Annotated in this window: 18 protein-coding genes; 8 read left to right on the top strand and 10 right to left on the bottom strand. The window is 66.2% G+C overall.

The window, feature by feature from the left end:
- Positions 1-13: 13 nt before the first annotated feature.
- The 4 genes from IB225_RS07380 to IB225_RS07395 all read right to left on the bottom strand — a co-directional run bounded on the left by IB225_RS07380 (position 14) and on the right by IB225_RS07395 (position 1,739).
- Positions 14-406 carry a low affinity iron permease family protein gene (locus IB225_RS07380; protein ID WP_192310527.1) on the bottom strand — a complete coding sequence of 131 codons (393 nt, stop codon included), beginning with the start codon at positions 404-406 and terminating at the stop codon, positions 14-16.
- A 57-nt stretch (positions 407-463) separates the two neighbouring features.
- Positions 464-814 (bottom strand): hypothetical protein, encoded by a 351-nt coding sequence (locus IB225_RS07385; protein WP_192310528.1) that lies wholly within the window; start codon positions 812-814, stop codon positions 464-466.
- A 172-nt stretch (positions 815-986) separates the two neighbouring features.
- On the bottom strand, positions 987-1,334 hold the full coding sequence (locus IB225_RS07390) for a response regulator (RefSeq protein ID WP_192310529.1): 348 nt from the start codon (positions 1,332-1,334) through the stop codon (positions 987-989).
- Positions 1,335-1,403: 69 nt separating this feature from the next.
- Complete coding sequence (locus IB225_RS07395) at positions 1,404-1,739, bottom strand: hypothetical protein (RefSeq protein WP_192310530.1); 336 nt, start codon at positions 1,737-1,739, stop codon at positions 1,404-1,406.
- 185 nt (positions 1,740-1,924) lie between these two features.
- Between IB225_RS07395 and IB225_RS07400 the strand changes: the two genes are divergently transcribed.
- From IB225_RS07400 to IB225_RS07410, 3 genes are all read left to right on the top strand, one after another.
- On the top strand, positions 1,925-2,311 hold the full coding sequence (locus IB225_RS07400; protein WP_192310531.1) for an MmcQ/YjbR family DNA-binding protein: 387 nt from the start codon (positions 1,925-1,927) through the stop codon (positions 2,309-2,311).
- 128 nt (positions 2,312-2,439) lie between these two features.
- Entirely contained in the window at positions 2,440-2,853 is a 414-nt protein-coding gene (locus IB225_RS07405) for a VOC family protein (RefSeq protein WP_192310532.1), read from the top strand.
- Between the two features lie 91 nt (positions 2,854-2,944).
- The gene (locus IB225_RS07410; RefSeq protein WP_192310533.1) at positions 2,945-4,207 is read left to right on the top strand and encodes an RNA polymerase sigma factor; all 1,263 of its coding nucleotides are present in this window, start codon (positions 2,945-2,947) and stop codon (positions 4,205-4,207) included.
- 12 nt (positions 4,208-4,219) lie between these two features.
- On the opposite strand, the gene IB225_RS07415 is transcribed toward IB225_RS07410, so the two are convergent.
- A complete protein-coding gene (locus IB225_RS07415) occupies positions 4,220-7,498 on the bottom strand; it encodes a hypothetical protein (protein WP_192310534.1) in 3,279 nt (1,092 codons plus the stop codon).
- 24 nt (positions 7,499-7,522) lie between these two features.
- A complete protein-coding gene (locus IB225_RS07420; RefSeq protein WP_192310535.1) occupies positions 7,523-9,682 on the bottom strand; it encodes a DNA/RNA non-specific endonuclease in 2,160 nt (719 codons plus the stop codon).
- Positions 9,683-9,926: 244 nt separating this feature from the next.
- Between IB225_RS07420 and IB225_RS07425 the strand changes: the two genes are divergently transcribed.
- The gene (locus IB225_RS07425) at positions 9,927-11,036 is read left to right on the top strand and encodes a patatin-like phospholipase family protein (protein ID WP_192310536.1); all 1,110 of its coding nucleotides are present in this window, start codon (positions 9,927-9,929) and stop codon (positions 11,034-11,036) included.
- A gap of 6 nt (positions 11,037-11,042) precedes the next feature.
- Here IB225_RS07425 and IB225_RS07430 read toward each other — a convergent pair whose 3' ends face one another.
- Positions 11,043-11,555, bottom strand: a complete 513-nt coding sequence (locus IB225_RS07430; RefSeq protein WP_225583319.1) for a DUF1993 domain-containing protein — start codon at positions 11,553-11,555, stop codon at positions 11,043-11,045.
- Positions 11,556-11,713: 158 nt separating this feature from the next.
- Between IB225_RS07430 and IB225_RS07435 the strand changes: the two genes are divergently transcribed.
- On the top strand, positions 11,714-12,232 hold the full coding sequence (locus IB225_RS07435) for an adenine phosphoribosyltransferase (RefSeq protein ID WP_192310537.1): 519 nt from the start codon (positions 11,714-11,716) through the stop codon (positions 12,230-12,232).
- A gap of 41 nt (positions 12,233-12,273) precedes the next feature.
- On the opposite strand, the gene IB225_RS07440 is transcribed toward IB225_RS07435, so the two are convergent.
- Positions 12,274-12,483 (bottom strand): hypothetical protein, encoded by a 210-nt coding sequence (locus IB225_RS07440; protein ID WP_192310538.1) that lies wholly within the window; start codon positions 12,481-12,483, stop codon positions 12,274-12,276.
- Positions 12,484-12,820: 337 nt separating this feature from the next.
- Entirely contained in the window at positions 12,821-13,300 is a 480-nt protein-coding gene (locus tag IB225_RS07445) for a transposase (protein ID WP_192310539.1), read from the bottom strand.
- 250 nt (positions 13,301-13,550) lie between these two features.
- On the opposite strand from IB225_RS07445, the gene IB225_RS07450 reads away from it, so the two are divergent.
- The 3 genes from IB225_RS07450 (at position 13,551) to IB225_RS07460 (ending at position 15,324) form a co-directional block, all read left to right on the top strand.
- Positions 13,551-14,213 carry an ECF-type sigma factor gene (locus IB225_RS07450; RefSeq protein ID WP_192310540.1) on the top strand — a complete coding sequence of 221 codons (663 nt, stop codon included), beginning with the start codon at positions 13,551-13,553 and terminating at the stop codon, positions 14,211-14,213.
- Positions 14,214-14,379: 166 nt separating this feature from the next.
- Positions 14,380-14,628, top strand: a complete 249-nt coding sequence (locus tag IB225_RS07455) for a hypothetical protein (protein ID WP_192310541.1) — start codon at positions 14,380-14,382, stop codon at positions 14,626-14,628.
- A gap of 273 nt (positions 14,629-14,901) precedes the next feature.
- Positions 14,902-15,324: a hypothetical protein gene (locus IB225_RS07460; protein WP_192310542.1), complete on the top strand. Its 423-nt coding sequence runs from the start codon at positions 14,902-14,904 to the stop codon at positions 15,322-15,324.
- A gap of 102 nt (positions 15,325-15,426) precedes the next feature.
- Here the strand turns inward: IB225_RS07460 and IB225_RS07465 are convergent, their stop codons facing one another.
- Positions 15,427-16,263: a hypothetical protein gene (locus IB225_RS07465; protein ID WP_192310543.1), complete on the bottom strand. Its 837-nt coding sequence runs from the start codon at positions 16,261-16,263 to the stop codon at positions 15,427-15,429.
- Positions 16,264-16,411 lie beyond the last annotated feature (148 nt).

Here is a 16,411-nt window from a genome sequence, read left to right on the forward strand (position 1 = left end):
CCACGTGCCCCGATCATCGCACTTTCCGCACCTGTTGCACCTCGCGCGCTTGCCGCGCCATCTCTTCGTAGTGCGCGCGCAGGTCGTCGAGCTCCTTCTCTTCCAGTTCCTCCAGGTCCAGCAGCGCATTGTTGGCACTGCGCGAGACGCGGATCAGTTCGTCCAGCTTGATCTGCATGGCCTCGGTGTCGCGGTTCTGGGTGTTCTGGATCAGGAAGACCATCAGGAAGGTGATGATGGTCGTGCCGGTATTGATGACCAGCTGCCACGTATCGCTGAAGCCGAACAGCGGCCCGGTGATCGCCCACACCACGATGGTGCCCAGCGCCAGCGCGAAACAGGTGGGACGCCCGGTGAAGGTGGAGGCTTTCTTGGCGAGGCGGGTGAAAGCGGATGGACTGCTCATGGCGCGACTCCATTCGGGTTTGCGGACAGTCTGCTCCAACTTCCACAACCGTGTGCGCTACGCGCCCGGATCGAGTGCATTGATCGAATAGAGATCGATCTCGAAGCCGTGCTCCCGCTGCATGAAATCGCACAGCTTGCGGGCGTCGTCGAGATCAGGCACTTCAAGCTCGAAAGCGAGGACATGGATATCCGTACCGGACATCATCGCCAAGGGGTCACGACTGGCGGAATAAACCTCGGCCCGAACGGCGTCCCCGGTTGGCGATCCGCCCAGCGGCCACACATCGAAGTCCAGGCGGGCTGCGCGCCGTGGAGGGAACGACATCACATCGCCGATCTCGGGCAGTTCGGGAAACCTTCGACGCCCCATCAGCGTGCACACCGACACGTGCACGCCGTCGACCATTCGGATGACCCCGATTGAAACAAATCCTGTAAGCATCCCTGCCCCTTCCGCTAACCGTACTGGACGACCGCCGCCCGTATCCTGCCGGCTTGATGGCGTTGCCCGCAAACGCAACACCGCCAGTGCGCCGGAGCGCAGAACGTCAGCTACCCATACGCTCCATGCGACCGGATCAACGCGGTGACAGCACGTCGAGCAACAAGGGCACGCTGAAGGGCTTGGTCATCAGCAGCGCACCGGTGGGCAGGTCGCGCATGTGGTCGCGCGAATGGCCCGACACGATGCAGACCGTGGCATGCGGCTGCAGGCGGCGGGCTTCCGATGCCACCGCGGCGCCGGTGATGCCGGGCATGTCGTAGTCCGTCACCACGCAGTCGTAGCGCTGCTGCTGCAACAACGCCTGCGCGGTGGTTCCCGTGGCCGCCTGGGTGACGCGGTGGCCTGCCAGTTCGAGGGCTTCGGCTACCAGGGCGCGGTGCTTGTCGTCGTCATCGACGTAGAGGATGCTGAGATCGGTCATGCCCGGACTGTGCCGCACGACCGCGCGAATCCTGCGTGAAATGTCCGTGTCGGTCCAGGGCGAGGGCCTTCACCCGGACGCAAGCGTGTCGTCTTCCAGTTCCGCGTACCAGTCGGCATAGGGCGTGTTCTTAACCAGATGACGGTTGTAGTCCTTGGCGCCGTCCTGCCACCACACCGGCCCGCGCTCGCCCAAGGCCTGCTTGGCGGCGTGCACCGCGTCACGGGCTTGTCGCAGCGACGCTGCGTCGTCGTTCCGGAGCGCCGCCTTCACATCACGCCGGGCCTGCATCAACGCCTGCACCAGCGCATCGTGGCAGGCAGCAGGAAGGTGCGGATTGGCGGCACGCCACAGCCGTCCGCGCACGACGAGATAACGTCCGTCAGGGGTGTGTCGTGGCTTCATGTATGTTCGCCTTAAGACAGCGGCATCGGCTCCGACCTGCGCTGTATGAATGGCGAGAGCATCTCATCCCCGCGGTAGGCAACGTGTCGACGGCATGACATCGCACCGGAGATCGAGGGCAGCGGCTGACCGCAAGCGCATCGCAGCGTCACCGCACAGAACCGTTGCGGGCGTAGCATGCCCGCATGGACGTCGCCGCCCTCAAACGCCATTGCCGTTCGCTGCCGGGCAGCGCTGAACAGCTGTATGCGGATCCCGCCAACATCCTGGTGTACAGCGTGGGCGGCAAGCGCTTCGCCTACTTCAAGACCAGTGAACCGGAGCGCTGGCGCTTCAGCTTCAAGGTGGCGCCGGAACGGTTCCTGGAACTGACCGACCAGCCCGGCATCAAGCCGGCGCGCTGGCTGGGCATCCATCGCTGGATCACCGTGGTGGACGTGGCCTCCGTGCCGACTGCAGAACTGAAGGCGCTGGTGGGCTGGTCCTACGGCTACGCCTGGGACCGGCTGACGCGGCGCCAGCGCGCGGCGATCCTCGACGATGCACCGGATACCGGCGTCCCCGTCCGCTGAACGGCCAACCGTCCGAATGAAATCCCGCCTGCCCTGTCGATTCCGGACCTGCCGGTTCGTCGACTGCAGGAAGACCGCCCCGGTGCCCTGTCTTGGCACCCCTTCTTTACCCACCCAAGGAGCACGACATGAACGTCAATCCCTACCTTATCCTCAACGGCGACTGCGAAGCCGCTTTCACCTTCTATGCGCAAGCGACCGGCGGCGAGCTGGGGCCGCTGATGCGATTCGACGGCGCCGAGGGCTGCGAGGATTTCCCGCCCGAACACAAGCAGAAGATCATGCATACGCACGTGATGTTCGGACAGACCGTGCTGATGGGCTCGGACAACCATCCCAACTATCCCTACGAGGGCGTGAAGGGCTGTTCGGTGTCGCTGTCGGTGGACAGCATCAAGGATGCAGAGCGCATCTTCGGCGCGCTGTCGGCCGGCGGCCAGGTGACCATGCCGCTGACGCAGACGTTCTGGGCGGTGCGCTTCGGCATGCTGGTCGACAAGTTCGGCGTGCCGTGGATGATCAACTGCGAAAAGGATGCGTGATGCCTGCGCGGGGATGTCGTGTCCACCCTGATGCCCCCGCCCGCTGCACTGCGGCTTTCGCCCGCCGCAGTGCCGTGGTCTGATGCGCGGCATGTCGAGCTCACCTACCCATCGCGCGATCGACGCCGTCTGGCGCATCGAATCGGCGCGCGTCATCGCCGGCCTCGCCCGCATGCTGCGCGACCTGGACCTGGCCGAGGAACTGGCGCAGGACGCGCTGGTCGCCGCGCTGGAGACCTGGCCCCGTGACGGCGTACCGGACAATCCGGGGGCGTGGCTGATGACCACCGCCAAGCGCCGCGCGATCGATCGCCTGCGCCGGCTGCAGCTGCTCGACCGCAAGCACGAGGAACTCGCGCGCGAGCTGGACGACGCACACGAGGAGCGCCGTGCCCGCGACGAGGACGCGCTGGACCACGACATCGACGACGACCTGTTGCGGCTGGTGTTCGTGTCGTGCCATCCGGTGCTGTCGATGGACGCGCGCGTAGCACTGACGCTGCGCCTGCTGTGCGGCCTGACCACGGACGAGATCGCGCGCGCATTCCTGACCTCCGAGCCGACGGTGGCGCAACGGATCGTGCGCGCCAAGCGCACGCTGGCCGATGCCGACGTGGCCTTCGAAGTGCCGCGCGGCGACGAGTTGCAGGAGCGCCTGTCGTCGGTGCTGGGGGTGATCTACCTGGTGTTCAACGAGGGCTATTCGGCGACCAGCGGCGAAGGCTGGATGCGTCCGGCGCTATGCGAGGAAGCCCTGAGGTTGGGCCGCATGCTGGCCGCGCTGGCATCGCGCGAGCCGGAGGTGCATGGACTGCTCGCGCTGATGGAGATCCAGGCGTCAAGACTGCCCGCGCGTGTCGACAGGGAAGGCGCGCCGGTGCTGCTACTGGACCAGGATCGTGGTCGCTGGGATCGCCTGCTGATCCAGCGTGGCTTCGACGCGCTGGCACGTGCCGAACGCTTGGGCGGTGCATTCGGTCCCTACGCGCTGCAGGCCGCGATTGCCGCCTGCCATGCGCGTGCGCACACCGCCGACGCCACCGACTGGAACCGCATCGCGACCCTGTACGCGGCGCTGGCGCAGGTGCATCCGTCGCCGGTGGTCGAACTCAATCGCGCCGTCGCCGTGTCGATGGCGACCGGGCCGGCCAGCGCACTGCCCCTGGTCGACCGCCTGATGGAAGAGCCGGCAATGAAGCAGTACCACCTGCTGCCCAGCGTGCGCGGCGACCTGCTGTTCAAGCTGGATCGTCGCGACGAAGCACGCCTGGAGTTCGAGCGTGCCGCCGCGCTGACGCGCAATGCACGCGAGCAGGCCCTGCTGCTGGCGCGCGCGCGCGAGTGCGCCGCCTGACACTGATTGCCATCACAGGCCACCGAACACGGTCCTGGCCAACTGGTTCAGGGTGGAATCGAACATGCCGCCGCCAAGATTGATCACGCCCGGGATCTGGGTGATGGCGATGACGATGGCCAGCACCAGGAACGGCACGGCGATGTAGTTGAACAGTGTGCCGGACCATTCCATCTTTGCACTGCGATTGCACAGCAGGTTGCTCATCACGTCATTGCGCTCGAACGACATCGCCGTGTGTCCGGCAAACGCGCCGGTCAGGACCAGCACCGCCAGGTTGAACAGGATGAAGGCATCCGCCCCCGAGACAGGGAACAGGTAGACGAAGCCGGTCACGGCCAGGCAGGACGCCACGCCGCAGAACGTCGCCCATCGCACCAGCGATACCTCGCTGGCCAGGAGGACGTACAGGGCGAGCCGCGCGTCGCGTGGCAATGCGCTCGCGGCACTGCCAGCGGTGGGCGTCGTCAGCGGCGCCAACGCGCGCGCGAAGTCCGGGCGGCCCGCAGGTGTCAGCAGATGGACGGCCTGGCGTCCTCCATCCTGCACACGCGCCACGGCCGGCGTGCTGGCAAAGCGCACGCCCGCCGTCGATGCCGGTGGCCACAGGCCGACCGCCTCACTGTCGCCTTCCTCCACCGCTTCAGCCGCGCGTACCGTGTCCCTCAACAAGGCCGCGATCCGGTGTGCGCGCTGCCGCATGCGGATCGCGGTGACCAGGAACAGCAACGACACGTAGCTCATCGCGATCATGCAGACCAGCGCCAGCACCGACGCGGCCTTGCCGAAAAGCGTCAGCTTCACCGGCACCGCATACAGCACGCACAGCACCAGCGCGATTGCACCCACCGCCATCAGCGGTGAGAGCGGAAACAACGAACACTGGAACATCCGCCGCAAGCGCAGCCGCTCGTCGGAGTCATCGCCCAGTCCGAGCGCCTGTACCACGACGCCGGCATTGCGGCGCGACGCGCCTCGCGCGACCGTCAGCGCGCTGTCTGCCAGCAACAGCAGAAGCACCGCCAGCATCACCGCGATGCACAGCGCCATGCCGTACCCAGCGGCGAAGCCCAGCCGCACCATCACCGCCTGGCCGAATGCGTCGGCCCCGATCCACAACGCCACCGCCGTCGCGGCCAGCAACAGGGCAACGGCCGCCAGTCCATGGCCAGCCATCGCGCGGAGGTAGGCCGGTCGCGCGTGCCGTGGACCCGGACCACCCAGGGTGTCGAACGCGCCCGCCAGATAGGCGATGGCCCAGCAGTAGGCCGGCCCGACCACCACGGCGATGGCGGCCAACACACGATTGCCGAGCACGGCGGCCATCGCCAGCATGGCCGCCAACGCCAGTAGTGCCCATACGGTGCGCGGATTGAACGCCGGGTCGTAGCCGCCGACGGCATTTCGCAGGTGCCGGTAGCCGGTAGTCCACCAGACAGAAGGCCGTTCCCCCACCCGCACGGCCCGCGCGATCGGTGCGGTCAGCAGCAAAAGTCCGAACGAAGCCAACGCCAGCGCGGGCGCTGCGTACAAACGCAGATAGCGTTCTTTCTTGCCGGGACAGATCACGGGTAGTACGGCCTTGCGCCCTACCACGTGCATCACGGGCGGGCGGTCTAGCGAAGATGCGCACTTGGGCAGCGGCGTGCGCTTGCTTTCTGGTCCACCAACATCGATACCGCGCACGAGTGCACGCTGCAGGACCTGGGTATCGGTGGCGCCCACCGCCATGTTGATGCCGCCCGCGGGTGCCGCGGTGAACCAGGTAATACGTTCGGACGCCATCAGTACCGCCCCGCGTGTGGCGTGGATGTACTGGGGATGTGCACTCAGCGTGTCGGCTTCCAGGTCGGCGAGCTGCGCGCTTGGCAATGCTTCGCGCAGCTGCTCGAACAGGAACATCCTGTCGCGCACGTCGGTCCCGACCACGATGACCAGTTGCGGATCGAGGTTCTTCAGCACGTTCATCGTGCGCTGGAGCTGGAGATAGCCGCCGGCGGCCGTCAGTTTGGACTGCCGGCCGTCGGGGAATTCGCTGCCGTTGCCGGCCCCATGGTCCAGCGGCAGGTACTTCCCCAGCGCCACCTTGCGTGTCAGCGACGTGTCGCCCTCCGTGTCCGGCTGCAGCGCCGCGCGTATGTCGGCGATGTTGGAGGGATACGAAATCTGGTGGGAGCGTGCGCACAGGCAGAGGCGTGCAGTTGCCGCGTCCTTCGGTGCAGGATCGCAGATCGGCGTACTTGCCGACCCCAAGGAGGCCAGGGTCGGACAGACTTCGCCACCGAACAGGGTGGTGTCGTGCAGGATCGCGATACCGGACGCCGTCCTGCGCGTTCCGATACGCTCCGCCAGGGTCCACAGCGCAGCGAGTTTGGTGTCGTCATCCACCGCCATCGAGCGGAAGCGCAATCCACGGCTTCCCCCATCGGCATGGCGGTTGGAACTCGCGGTCGCCGACGGCGAAATGGCGCACAACGGCGGCGCACCGTCTTTCACCACCAGCGCATTGAGTTGCAACAACGACTCCAGCGATCCGGAAAAGTGCGGCCCGGAGAAGAGCAGGTGCGGTGACGCGCCGCACAGGTCATGGATCGAAAGCCGCCCCATCATCCGTGGCGGTGTGGACACCTCGTTGATCACGCCATTGCCGGAGGTCGACTCGGCGGTCTCCTGTTCTTCCGGCGCCGGGCAAGGCGCGGGCAGCGAAACGGAGGAAAGCGTCTGGGCCAGGATGCGTCGCGCGGCTGCGTGTGCGGATGCCAACGGTATGCCGTAGGTCGCGGTTTCCGGCACGACGTAGAGTGCGCGCAGCGAGGGTGCCGCGGGCACGCCTGCCTGCCGCAGATCCTTTCGCCATGGATCGCGCCGGAACAGCATGATGCCGAAGCTGCAGTCATCAGTGGCCTGGACCGTCGACGCGCCATCGCCGGACAACACGCTTTGCCATGGGAAGCTGTAGCGGTCTAGCGAATACCCCTGGTCCTGCATGCCCTGCATGATCGCGCTGACACTCAGGTCGTACATGCGCCGATGCCGCGGCACGCGCGGGTCGGGCACGCTGGCCATGGCGAACGACACCTCCGATACGCGCGCATACGCCTCGACGACATCGGCGTCGGGATCGAACTGCCGGTAGACCACACTGCCCGCTGACGTCGACGATGGATCGGTGGGTGATTGCGTGCCGTCGGCCTCCGGCGCAATCGCCCACGCGGGCACCGCCCACAGCAGTATCAGCCACCCTGCACACAGCAGCCTCCAGCAGCGATGGTGTTGCAGGCTCCTGTCCATGTCGCGCACCTCCTTACAGGGAGCTCAATCGTCCAGGATGATCGACGCCAGTCCGTCCAGCGCCAGATAGCCTGCAGGCTGTCCACTGGCGATCGCCGATTCCTGCATGCGCACCCGGCTGCGTGACGTGCGACGACGCAGCACCTCCAGAGGATCGAGATTCCGCAGCAGGCCCGCCTTGCCATAGCCGAACTGGAGATCGGTGAGGCGTTCGATCTCAGAGACCTTGACCTGGAAGGTGCCGTACGCGCCGTAGGGCGCCTGCGGTGCCGCTTCGATACCGTGTTCGGCGATGACGTCGCTCTGGTCCAGCAGATAGGCCGTGGCCGACAACTTCCCGTCCCGGCGCTTGGCCACCACCACTTTCCAGAAGCGCACCGGATACTGGATCTTCGGGAAGGCGTCGTAGACGGGATCGTCTTCTTCAAGCAGCGGGCCCGTGAAGACCTGCACGCGCAGGTCGTCGTCCTCGCCCGCGGTCTCCTCCAGGATGTAGCGCTCAAGGCCATGCCACAGCTCGTGGTTCTTGTTGAACCGCTCGTGTTGCGGCGTGCAGTTGGTCCAGTGACAGGTGTCGGCCGCGGACAGCAGGGCGTCCTTGCGCGTCGGCCCGTACTCCAGGTCCTCACGGCGGGTCAGATGCCCGCGGTCGAACCGGTTGTTGCGGTAGTAGAAGTTGCCCACCTGCGCCTTCTCGGGAATGCGCGGATCGAAACGCCAGACATCGGCCGGGCGCGTCATGTGGTAACGGTTCGCGGCATCCAGGTTGGCCGCCGTGTAGATGGCGAAACGCCGTTCGGCATGCATGACCACGCTGAAGTTGTGGTACTTCAATACGCAGTCATCCTTGGCGCCGGTTTTCTGCACGATCAGTTTGGCGGCGGCGGCCTGCAGCGCGTCCGACAACCGGGGCAGCGGCACCAGGCGTTCGTCCCGCCCAAGGAAGTCCGCGCGGTAGCCCTTGCGATTGGCGTAACCGTCGTCGAAGGGAAGTTCGCGCTCCGACGCGGGCGCTTCGGGCCGGCGACGCGCCTCCTGCCAAGATGGAGCAGACTCCTCGGCACGGGCGCCCTGTCGGGCGATGCTGACCGTGCCGCGCGGATCCACTTCCAGCATCACGTTGATGTAGCGGGATGACGACGTGGTCATGGCGGACTCCCTGGGTTCGTCGAAAGTGGGCGGTAAGGGTGCGGCAGCATCGAGTTGCAGCCGCGTGTAGTCGGGATCGGCGCGCAGCATCGGCTGCAGCAGCGGGTGGTCGGGCAATGCACCGCGCAGTGTGTCGACGATGCGCGATATGCGGATGCCCTCGTTGGCGATCCACTTGATGTCCGATTCGGCATGGCGCGCGGGATCGAAGGCTTGTCCGTCGTGCGTCAGCATCTGGCCGTCGTGCATCTCCGGAATGCCGGAGTGGTGCAACGCCACCACGTGCCAGTCGTTGTTGAACACCGGCGATCCAGACGATCCGCCCAGTGTGTCGGTGGAGTACCAGAGCACGTCTTCCGTGCGCTTCAGCAACTTGTTCTCGCGCACGCACAACTGCTTGCGCTCACCATTGGGATGCTGCACGACGGTCAGCCATTCACCGTCGGCCACCTTGCCCGTGGCGCCGATCAGCGGCAGGAAACCGAACTCATGCAATTCCGAGTCGGCGTTGTCCGACCGCGCCGCCACCGCCACGACGGCGAAGTCCAACGCTTCGTCGGCGAAGAACAGGCGCGACGGTTCCAGCGCGAATACCTGCGGCGCCATCGGGCGGTCATGCAGATCGGCCTGATAGAGGAAATTGGCCTGCGACGTGGCGGCGATCGCCGCTTCCGGCAACACATGGTGATTGGTGATCAGCACCCCGGGGGCGATCAGGAATCCGGTGCCCCAGCCACGCAACCGGCCGGCGCCATCACGGATGGCAATCCTGGCGACCGCATCGGCCACCCTGGCGCCCTTCGCCAGATAGTTGACCGGCTGGATCTCGTTGCCGTGGATGATGCGTTCGTAGACGCGCCTGGCTTCGCCCGCATCGCCGAGACTGTCGCGCAGGAAACGCAACCGCTCCGCCTTCTGCCGCTCGGTGGCGATTTCGTCGGGGGGCGCATCGCGGCTGCTGGACGCGATCTTCCTGACGTCGACCCCGGCGTCGCGCTCGAGTGCCTTCTGGATCTGGTCGGTCAGGACGCTCAACGCGCGCTCCCTGCAAGGCGTCGCCATCGAATCGACGGCGCCCGCCCTTGTCTGCCCCTGCAACCCAGCCAACGCGCGCCCGTTGGGCCATCGGCCAACCGCTCACGACATACATGCATGTAGTCGCGAGTCGCACGCACGCTGTCCGCAGTGCGCACCCCGTCGCGTTGCCCTCGTACAGGTCGCAACGCGCGAGACCTGCGTCAGCGACACTTCCCTCCTGTTCCTGCCCTGCGAGGCCCGCATGTCCCCCACGATCGCGTTGAGTCTTTCCGGCGGCGGCTACCGCGCCACGCTGTTCCATGCCGGCGCGCTGCGTCGCCTGGCGGAACTGGGTGTGCTCGACCGCGTCACGCACGTGTCGGCGGTATCCGGTGGTGCCATCGCGGCGGGCGTATGGGCCGATGATCTGCGCACGCATCCTGGCGGCGATGCACGCGATCGCGCGCGACGCATCGAAGCGCGCATCCTGGCGTTCTGCAAGGAAAGGATCGACACCGGCACGATCATCGGCGGCGTCCTCAACCCTTTCAAGAGCGTCAACGAGACATTGATCGGTGCCTATCGGAAGCATCTTTTCCGCGACAACCCCCGACTCGACCAGTTGCCGGTCGCGCCGCGCTTCACCTTCTGCGCCACCAACCTGTCGACCGGGCGGCAGGTCTATCTGGAACGGGATGGCGTCAGCGACTATCGCGTGGGCGAGCATCCGTATGTCGCCACCCTGTGCGAAGCGGTGGCAGCCTCGAGCGCATTCCCGCCGTTCCTGTCGCCCATGGATCTGACGCTGGATCCGGCGTTGTGGCGCCTGTCCTCGCACCGTCGCGCCACGGGTGCGGGCGCGCCCGCGACGCTGCACCTGACTGACGGCGGTGCGTACGACAACCTGGGATTGGAGCCCGTCTGGATGAAGCGCTACGACTACGTGCTGGTCAGCGATGCCGGCGCGCCCTACGTGGAAGACGCGGAGGTGAAGACCGACTGGTTCTCGCTCGTCAACGCCGCGATGGAGATCGCCACCGACCAGTCGCGTGGCCTGCGGAAGCGCTGGCTGCTCTCGCGCTTCAACCAAGAGGCGGGTACACCCGGACATGTGATGGGCGCGTACTGGGGCGTCGCCAGCGACGTCGAGGACTACCGCTTCGACGACGCCATGCCGGTGAAGAAAGAGAAGTCGCAGCCATTGCGGCGCATCGCCACGCGGCTGGCGCCCTTCGACGCCGGCATGGACGAGCGACTGGTCAACTGGGGCTATGCGATGGCGGACACCGCGATGCGGAAGTGGCGCGGCGACCTGGTGGCCGCTGATGCACCCGCCCCTGCCTGGCCGCTGCCGGCGCAGGGGCTGGCATGAGCCGCCTCACTGACCCAGGTAGTCCACCTTGCCGAGCGGCACACCGTTGTGGCGCAGGATCGCGTACGCCGTGGTGACGTGGAAGAACAGGTTCGGCAGCGCGAATCCGAACAGGTAGCCGCGACCGTCGAACTGCAGGTCGCCGCGCGTACGCGTGGACAGGGTGACCGCGCGCGTCTCGCTGCCTTGCAGTGCCGCTTCGTCGAACGTGCGCAGGTAGTCCGAGACCGCATCGAGGCGGGCGTAGAGTTCGTCGAACGTGGTTTCAGTGTCCTCGAAACGCGGCGACTCCAGCCCGGCCAGGCGCGCAGCGCCGAACTTCGCGGTGTCGGTCGCGATCTGCACCTGCCGCACCAGCGGCAGCATGTCCTCGTACAGGCGCGCCTGCAGGAGGACGGCGGGATCGTCGCCACGCTCGCGGGCATGCGCCTCTCCCTTCTCCAACACATGGCGCAGGTTGCCCAGCGCGCGCAGGAAGACGGGGACGGAAACCTGGTACATCGACAGCGCTGCGCTCATGGAGGGCGTTCCTGGAGAGTGGTGCGTGAGGATAGGCGCCTGCGCGGACATTGATTAGCCGGTCATCGCGGGAGAGTGCATCCCAGCGGAGGCGCGCTCGAAGCGCTCGGGCAGGCCGCCTGGGGTAGCATCAGCGCCCCCCGTCTTCGAGTTGCCCCATGCCTGCCTGGACCGACCTGCTCCGCGATATCCCCGATTTCCCGAAGCCCGGCATCCTGTTCAAGGACATCACGCCGGTGCTGGCGGACGCGGAGGCTTTCGCGGGCGCAATCGCCGCAATGGCGGAACCCTGGCGCGGCGTGGCGCTCGATGCCGTCGTGGGCATCGAAGCGCGCGGATTCATTCTGGGTGCTGCGCTCGCACGCGAACTCGATGTCGGCTTCGTCCCCGTGCGCAAGCCGGGCAAGCTGCCGGGACACACGCTGTCGCTGGAATACGGACTGGAGTACGGGCGCGACCGGCTTGAGATACACGCGGACGCGATGCCGGCCGGCGCACGCGTCATCGTGATCGACGACGTGCTGGCGACCGGCGGCACGCTGAAGGCCGGCGTGCAGCTGGTCGAACAGCAGGGCGCGGTGGTTGTCGGCACGGGCGTGCTGGTGGAACTCGGCTTCCTGCACGCACGCGATGCCTGGGAGCACGTTGCGCCGCTGCACGCGGCGGCGGTGTACTGACGTGACTGCCGGATCGCTGGCCGCGGCCCGCGCGCTCCTGCTCAGTCCGCTACGCGAGTGACGTAGGCACCGGTTCCGAGGATCTGGAAGGTGTCGTTGTCGACGCGGCGCACGTGGCTGCCATCTTCGAGCACATAGGTGGGCGCTTGCGCCGCCTTGCCGTGCGCGGCCTCGGCATCATCGGCCCGGTTCACCTGGATGCGGCAGCGACGGCCGGAAGCATCCTGCGCGGTGAAGACATGCGTGGTCATGGGAACTCCTGCATGCAGTGACAGGGAACCCGAGGATAGGTGACCCGGTGTTAAGCCTCGCGGCGTGGAACGTCAGTGATTCGTCGCGCCATCCAAACAAAAAGAGGGGGAGGCGTTGCACCTCCCCCTCCGGCGCGTGAGCGCGAAGCCGGCCATGTGTCGGGCATGGACGGCATGGGTGCACTCCTTGGGGTTGGAGTGCCCCACCTAGCCGCCGGCAGGGGAACACCAGCGGGTAGCGGTGTGCGAGAGGCCGGATCCGGGCAGCGCCGAGCCACCTCGCTTTTAAATAACCTGCCCCTAGCCTTCGCATCAGGGCACGGGGAGCAGGACATCGTCAGGACGCCCGCATCGCGCGACTGAGGTACTTGGTGTTGTTGCGGAGCAGATAGCGCTGGATCAGCGCATTCAGGTCCAGCGCGCGCGGGTCCTGTGGATCGAAATGCGCCAGGACCTGCGCCCAGTTGCCGTCCTGCGCCCAGCGGATGAAGCGCACGTAGATGCCGTGCCAAGAGCCGAATTCGGGGGGCAGGTCCGACCAATAGGCACCGGTCTGTGCGACCCACAGGACGGCCTCGATGAAGCGGCGCGCGTTGCCACCATGGCGCGCCCGGGCCCCCACGCGACCGGGCAATGCCTGCATCAGTTGCTTCCATTCTTCCGGCGTAAGCCGTTGCATGATCGGCCACTGGCTCAACGCACGCGGCCCGATGCCGTGTGGCGTGGCCGCGGTGGCGGACGGTGCCGTCGTCGCCGGCAACTCGACGCGCGCGCCCGCTGCTTCCTCTTCACTACGCAGCGCGGCATCACTTCCCATGTGCCGGCCTCCGATGCGCTGCTGCCTCAATCCCCTTTGCCGCCCCACCACCCACACTCTTCAAACTCCGCATGACATCCTCTTGTGGCCGTCGCGTTCCTGTACACCTCTTCCATCCCTTCCCAGCGCCCCGTGACTCCTTGCGTTCCGGCAATCAATCCCGCGAAGCCGGCGTTACGGCTTGCATGAAAATCGCCGGAGGGGTCATATATGCAAGGGACAAGATCGTGATGACAGGCACATTCCGGACATGACCGGCAAGCAAGACATCGGGGGGACGTGGCCCGCGGGAACCGACCTGCCGGGCGCCCTCGACGTCGGGTCGATCCCCCCCCCAGACCCGGACTCGGTCACCCAGTTGCTGAACGAGGTCCAGAACGGGCAGCCGGGTGCGTGGAACCGCATTTACGCGCTCCTGTACAGGGACCTGCACCAGATCGCCCGCTCGCAGATCCGGCAGCAGCGGCGGGGCCATGTCCGCTCGCCGACCTCGCTGATCAGCGAGACATGGCTGAAGCTCGCCAGCGCCGATTTCAGCGTGGAGAACCGTGCCCATCTGGTGGCCCTGGTCGCCCGCGCCATGCGCTTCGTCCTGCTGGATGAGGTCCGCCGCGCACTCGCCGAGAAGCGCGGCGAAGGCATGGACCTGTTGCCGCTGGACGAGAGCACCGAGCCCGGCCAGAGCTCCCGGCTGGAACAGCTGCTGATCCTCGACCAGGCCCTGAACGACCTGGCCAACCTGGATGCCCGGCTGGCGCAAGTGGTCGAGATGCGCTACTTCGGCGGTCTCAGCGAACTGGAAATCGCCGGGGTCCTCAAAGTGACCGAACGCACCGTGCGCCGTGACTGGCGTAAAGCCCGGGCGTTCCTGTTCAGCCATCTGGGCGACGGCGAGTTGCCTGACCCGCTCTGAGTCCAGCGCCGCTTGGTAGCGGCGGGCATGTCCGGTATCACATTCGATATCCGAAGTGCCCTGATGTGCCCCGATATCTTCCCCGCCCTTCGCGCCCTCTCGCCTACTGCCGTGCCATGCGGCAAGGCGCACCGGCCAACGCCACCTTCTTTGCGAAGCCGTCGCGATGAAGCAGGCCAGGGCCCTCGCGATGCTCCTGTTCGACACCTACTCCGAGATGGGGGACGAGGAGCAGGCGCAGGCCCTGGCCACCCTCCGGACGGTCGACCCCGCCGTCCATGACGCCCTGGTCCAGTTGCTCGTCACCGATGTCCTGGACCATACCCTCGACGCGCGCCCCTGGCTTGCCGGTGCCGTCCCTGCACCTGCAGACGATGATGAGATCGATGACCCGCCCTGCTGCGACGGGAAGTGACGCTTGCCCTTCAGGAAGCACGGTCGTAATGCCCTCCGCCATCGATCGGGAACTCCACACAGATGCGAACGGCATCCCCTGCTACCCAGTGCAACTCGTACTTGTGTCGTCCGTCGCATTCCGCGTCACATTCAAGACGGCACCCGGTCACGTACCGCATCCGATGTGACGCGGACGCACGGAAGTGAGACGGCGTTAGCAGCCAGCCCACCCGCCGCTCTCGCTAGCATGGTGGCCTCTTTCCCACATCGGTTTTCCGCACAAGGAGTGCAGATGACGATCCATGCAGCCACCGCGTTCTCCGGCATCTGGCAGCTGTTGCCCGAACAATGCGACTACCAGCTGGGGCACGCGCCCCGCCGCGGACATTACCGTCTGGACTGTGCGGATGACGGCGCACTGTCGATCGCCTCGGAATGGTTCGGCAGGAACGGCAAGCGCCATCGGGCGGCGTTCGATGGGCGCGCCGACGGCACGCCTTATCCCTATCACGGCACTCCGCATGCGGATGCATTGAGTTTCGAATCGGTATCGCCCACGCAGCTGCACTCCACCACGTGGCATGACGGCCAGGAAGTACAGTGGTCGGAGCGCGAACTGGTCGACGCCGATACCCTGGTGATCCGCATGCGCGGCCACCTCAGCGATGGACGCAGCTACACCAACGTCGGCGTGTTCCGTCGCCAGGACAGTTGACGGGATGGCCTGACGTTCCTCATGCCGAAAGGCAAAAAAAGGGCGCCCTGGGGCGCCCTTTTTCGTTCCGCTCAAGGCGGCAATGGTTCGAGGGCCTTGGCCTCAGCGCGTCTGCACGCAGTTCTGCAGCCACAGCACCCGCTTGAAATCGTCGTAACGCAGGAACTGCCCCTTGAACACGACCCGGTCGCCCTTGCGGAAGGTCAGCACGTTGGCCAGCTGGTTCGGCTTGAACAGGCAGGCCACGCCCACGCGCGGCTCGTTGTCGCCAGGCACCTGCAGCAGACCGGAGCCGGGCTGCGGAATCTCGAACGAGACGTTGTAGTCCTCGCCATCCTCCTGCACGTAGTCCACACGACCACGCAGCGCGTAGTTGCGTCCCTTGTGGCGTGCGGTCACCGCCACCGCGTTGCCCTTGGCCTCGCGCGCGATCTCGCGCGAGAACACGTACACGTCCTTCACGGTCACGTCGGCGTTGTTCTGCGTTTTCGCGCCTTGTGCCGCCGCCGTACGACCTTCCTTGCCACCCTTGAGCTTGGCCAGGATCTCGCACATGTACGGACGCATCGCGTCCTGCTTGGCCAGTTGGCCCTTCTCGGTCTTCACCGTCATCTGCACCACCGCCGCACTGCCTTCCTCGCTGACATTGATCAGCGTCGGGATCGCGCGGGTGGTGCCGGTGGAGCGCTGCTCGACGAGCATCGCGCCGGTTTCGACGTCTTCGGTGATCACGTCCATCTTCTCGCCGATCATGATGCCGCGCATCTGCGCCATCGCATCCTTCACCGACTGGTCGGGCACGGTGACGCGGCTGGAGAAATCGGTGCCGGAGAAGATGCTGCCGGACTTGCTGAAGTTGTCCTCGCATTCACCCGCGATGGCCGCGGGCGCCACGCTCGCCAGGGCGAACGCGATGGCGGCAAGTAGCTTGTTGGTCATGTGGTCCTCACATAGTGGAAGTAGCGGGCATCCCGGACACAACGCGCCATGCTCCCCACCCGCGAAGGATCCGTCCCCACGGCATTCTGGCAAGGTCGGGCAACACATCACAAGCTCCCTGCACCTTAGAATCTCGCCTTCCACTTCA

Source organism: Pseudoxanthomonas sp. PXM02, from assembly GCF_014851805.1.
Lineage (GTDB): Bacteria > Pseudomonadota > Gammaproteobacteria > Xanthomonadales > Xanthomonadaceae > Pseudoxanthomonas_A.

Excerpts from the sequence above, each read along its gene's own strand:
- IB225_RS07380 (WP_192310527.1), bottom strand. The coding sequence starts at position 406 with ATGAGCAGTCCATCCGCTTTCACCCGCCTCGCCAAGAAAGCCTCCACC.
- IB225_RS07385 (WP_192310528.1), bottom strand. The coding sequence starts at position 814 with ATGGTCGACGGCGTGCACGTGTCGGTGTGCACGCTGATGGGGCGTCGA.
- IB225_RS07390 (WP_192310529.1), bottom strand. The coding sequence starts at position 1,334 with ATGACCGATCTCAGCATCCTCTACGTCGATGACGACGACAAGCACCGC.
- IB225_RS07395 (WP_192310530.1), bottom strand. The coding sequence starts at position 1,739 with ATGAAGCCACGACACACCCCTGACGGACGTTATCTCGTCGTGCGCGGA.
- IB225_RS07400 (WP_192310531.1), top strand. The coding sequence starts at position 1,925 with ATGGACGTCGCCGCCCTCAAACGCCATTGCCGTTCGCTGCCGGGCAGC.
- IB225_RS07405 (WP_192310532.1), top strand. The coding sequence starts at position 2,440 with ATGAACGTCAATCCCTACCTTATCCTCAACGGCGACTGCGAAGCCGCT.
- IB225_RS07410 (WP_192310533.1), top strand. The coding sequence starts at position 2,945 with ATGTCGAGCTCACCTACCCATCGCGCGATCGACGCCGTCTGGCGCATC.
- IB225_RS07415 (WP_192310534.1), bottom strand. The coding sequence starts at position 7,498 with ATGGACAGGAGCCTGCAACACCATCGCTGCTGGAGGCTGCTGTGTGCA.
- IB225_RS07425 (WP_192310536.1), top strand. The coding sequence starts at position 9,927 with ATGTCCCCCACGATCGCGTTGAGTCTTTCCGGCGGCGGCTACCGCGCC.
- IB225_RS07430 (WP_225583319.1), bottom strand. The coding sequence starts at position 11,555 with ATGAGCGCAGCGCTGTCGATGTACCAGGTTTCCGTCCCCGTCTTCCTG.
- IB225_RS07435 (WP_192310537.1), top strand. The coding sequence starts at position 11,714 with ATGCCTGCCTGGACCGACCTGCTCCGCGATATCCCCGATTTCCCGAAG.
- IB225_RS07440 (WP_192310538.1), bottom strand. The coding sequence starts at position 12,483 with ATGACCACGCATGTCTTCACCGCGCAGGATGCTTCCGGCCGTCGCTGC.
- IB225_RS07445 (WP_192310539.1), bottom strand. The coding sequence starts at position 13,300 with ATGGGAAGTGATGCCGCGCTGCGTAGTGAAGAGGAAGCAGCGGGCGCG.
- IB225_RS07450 (WP_192310540.1), top strand. The coding sequence starts at position 13,551 with ATGACCGGCAAGCAAGACATCGGGGGGACGTGGCCCGCGGGAACCGAC.
- IB225_RS07455 (WP_192310541.1), top strand. The coding sequence starts at position 14,380 with ATGAAGCAGGCCAGGGCCCTCGCGATGCTCCTGTTCGACACCTACTCC.
- IB225_RS07460 (WP_192310542.1), top strand. The coding sequence starts at position 14,902 with ATGACGATCCATGCAGCCACCGCGTTCTCCGGCATCTGGCAGCTGTTG.
- IB225_RS07465 (WP_192310543.1), bottom strand. The coding sequence starts at position 16,263 with ATGACCAACAAGCTACTTGCCGCCATCGCGTTCGCCCTGGCGAGCGTG.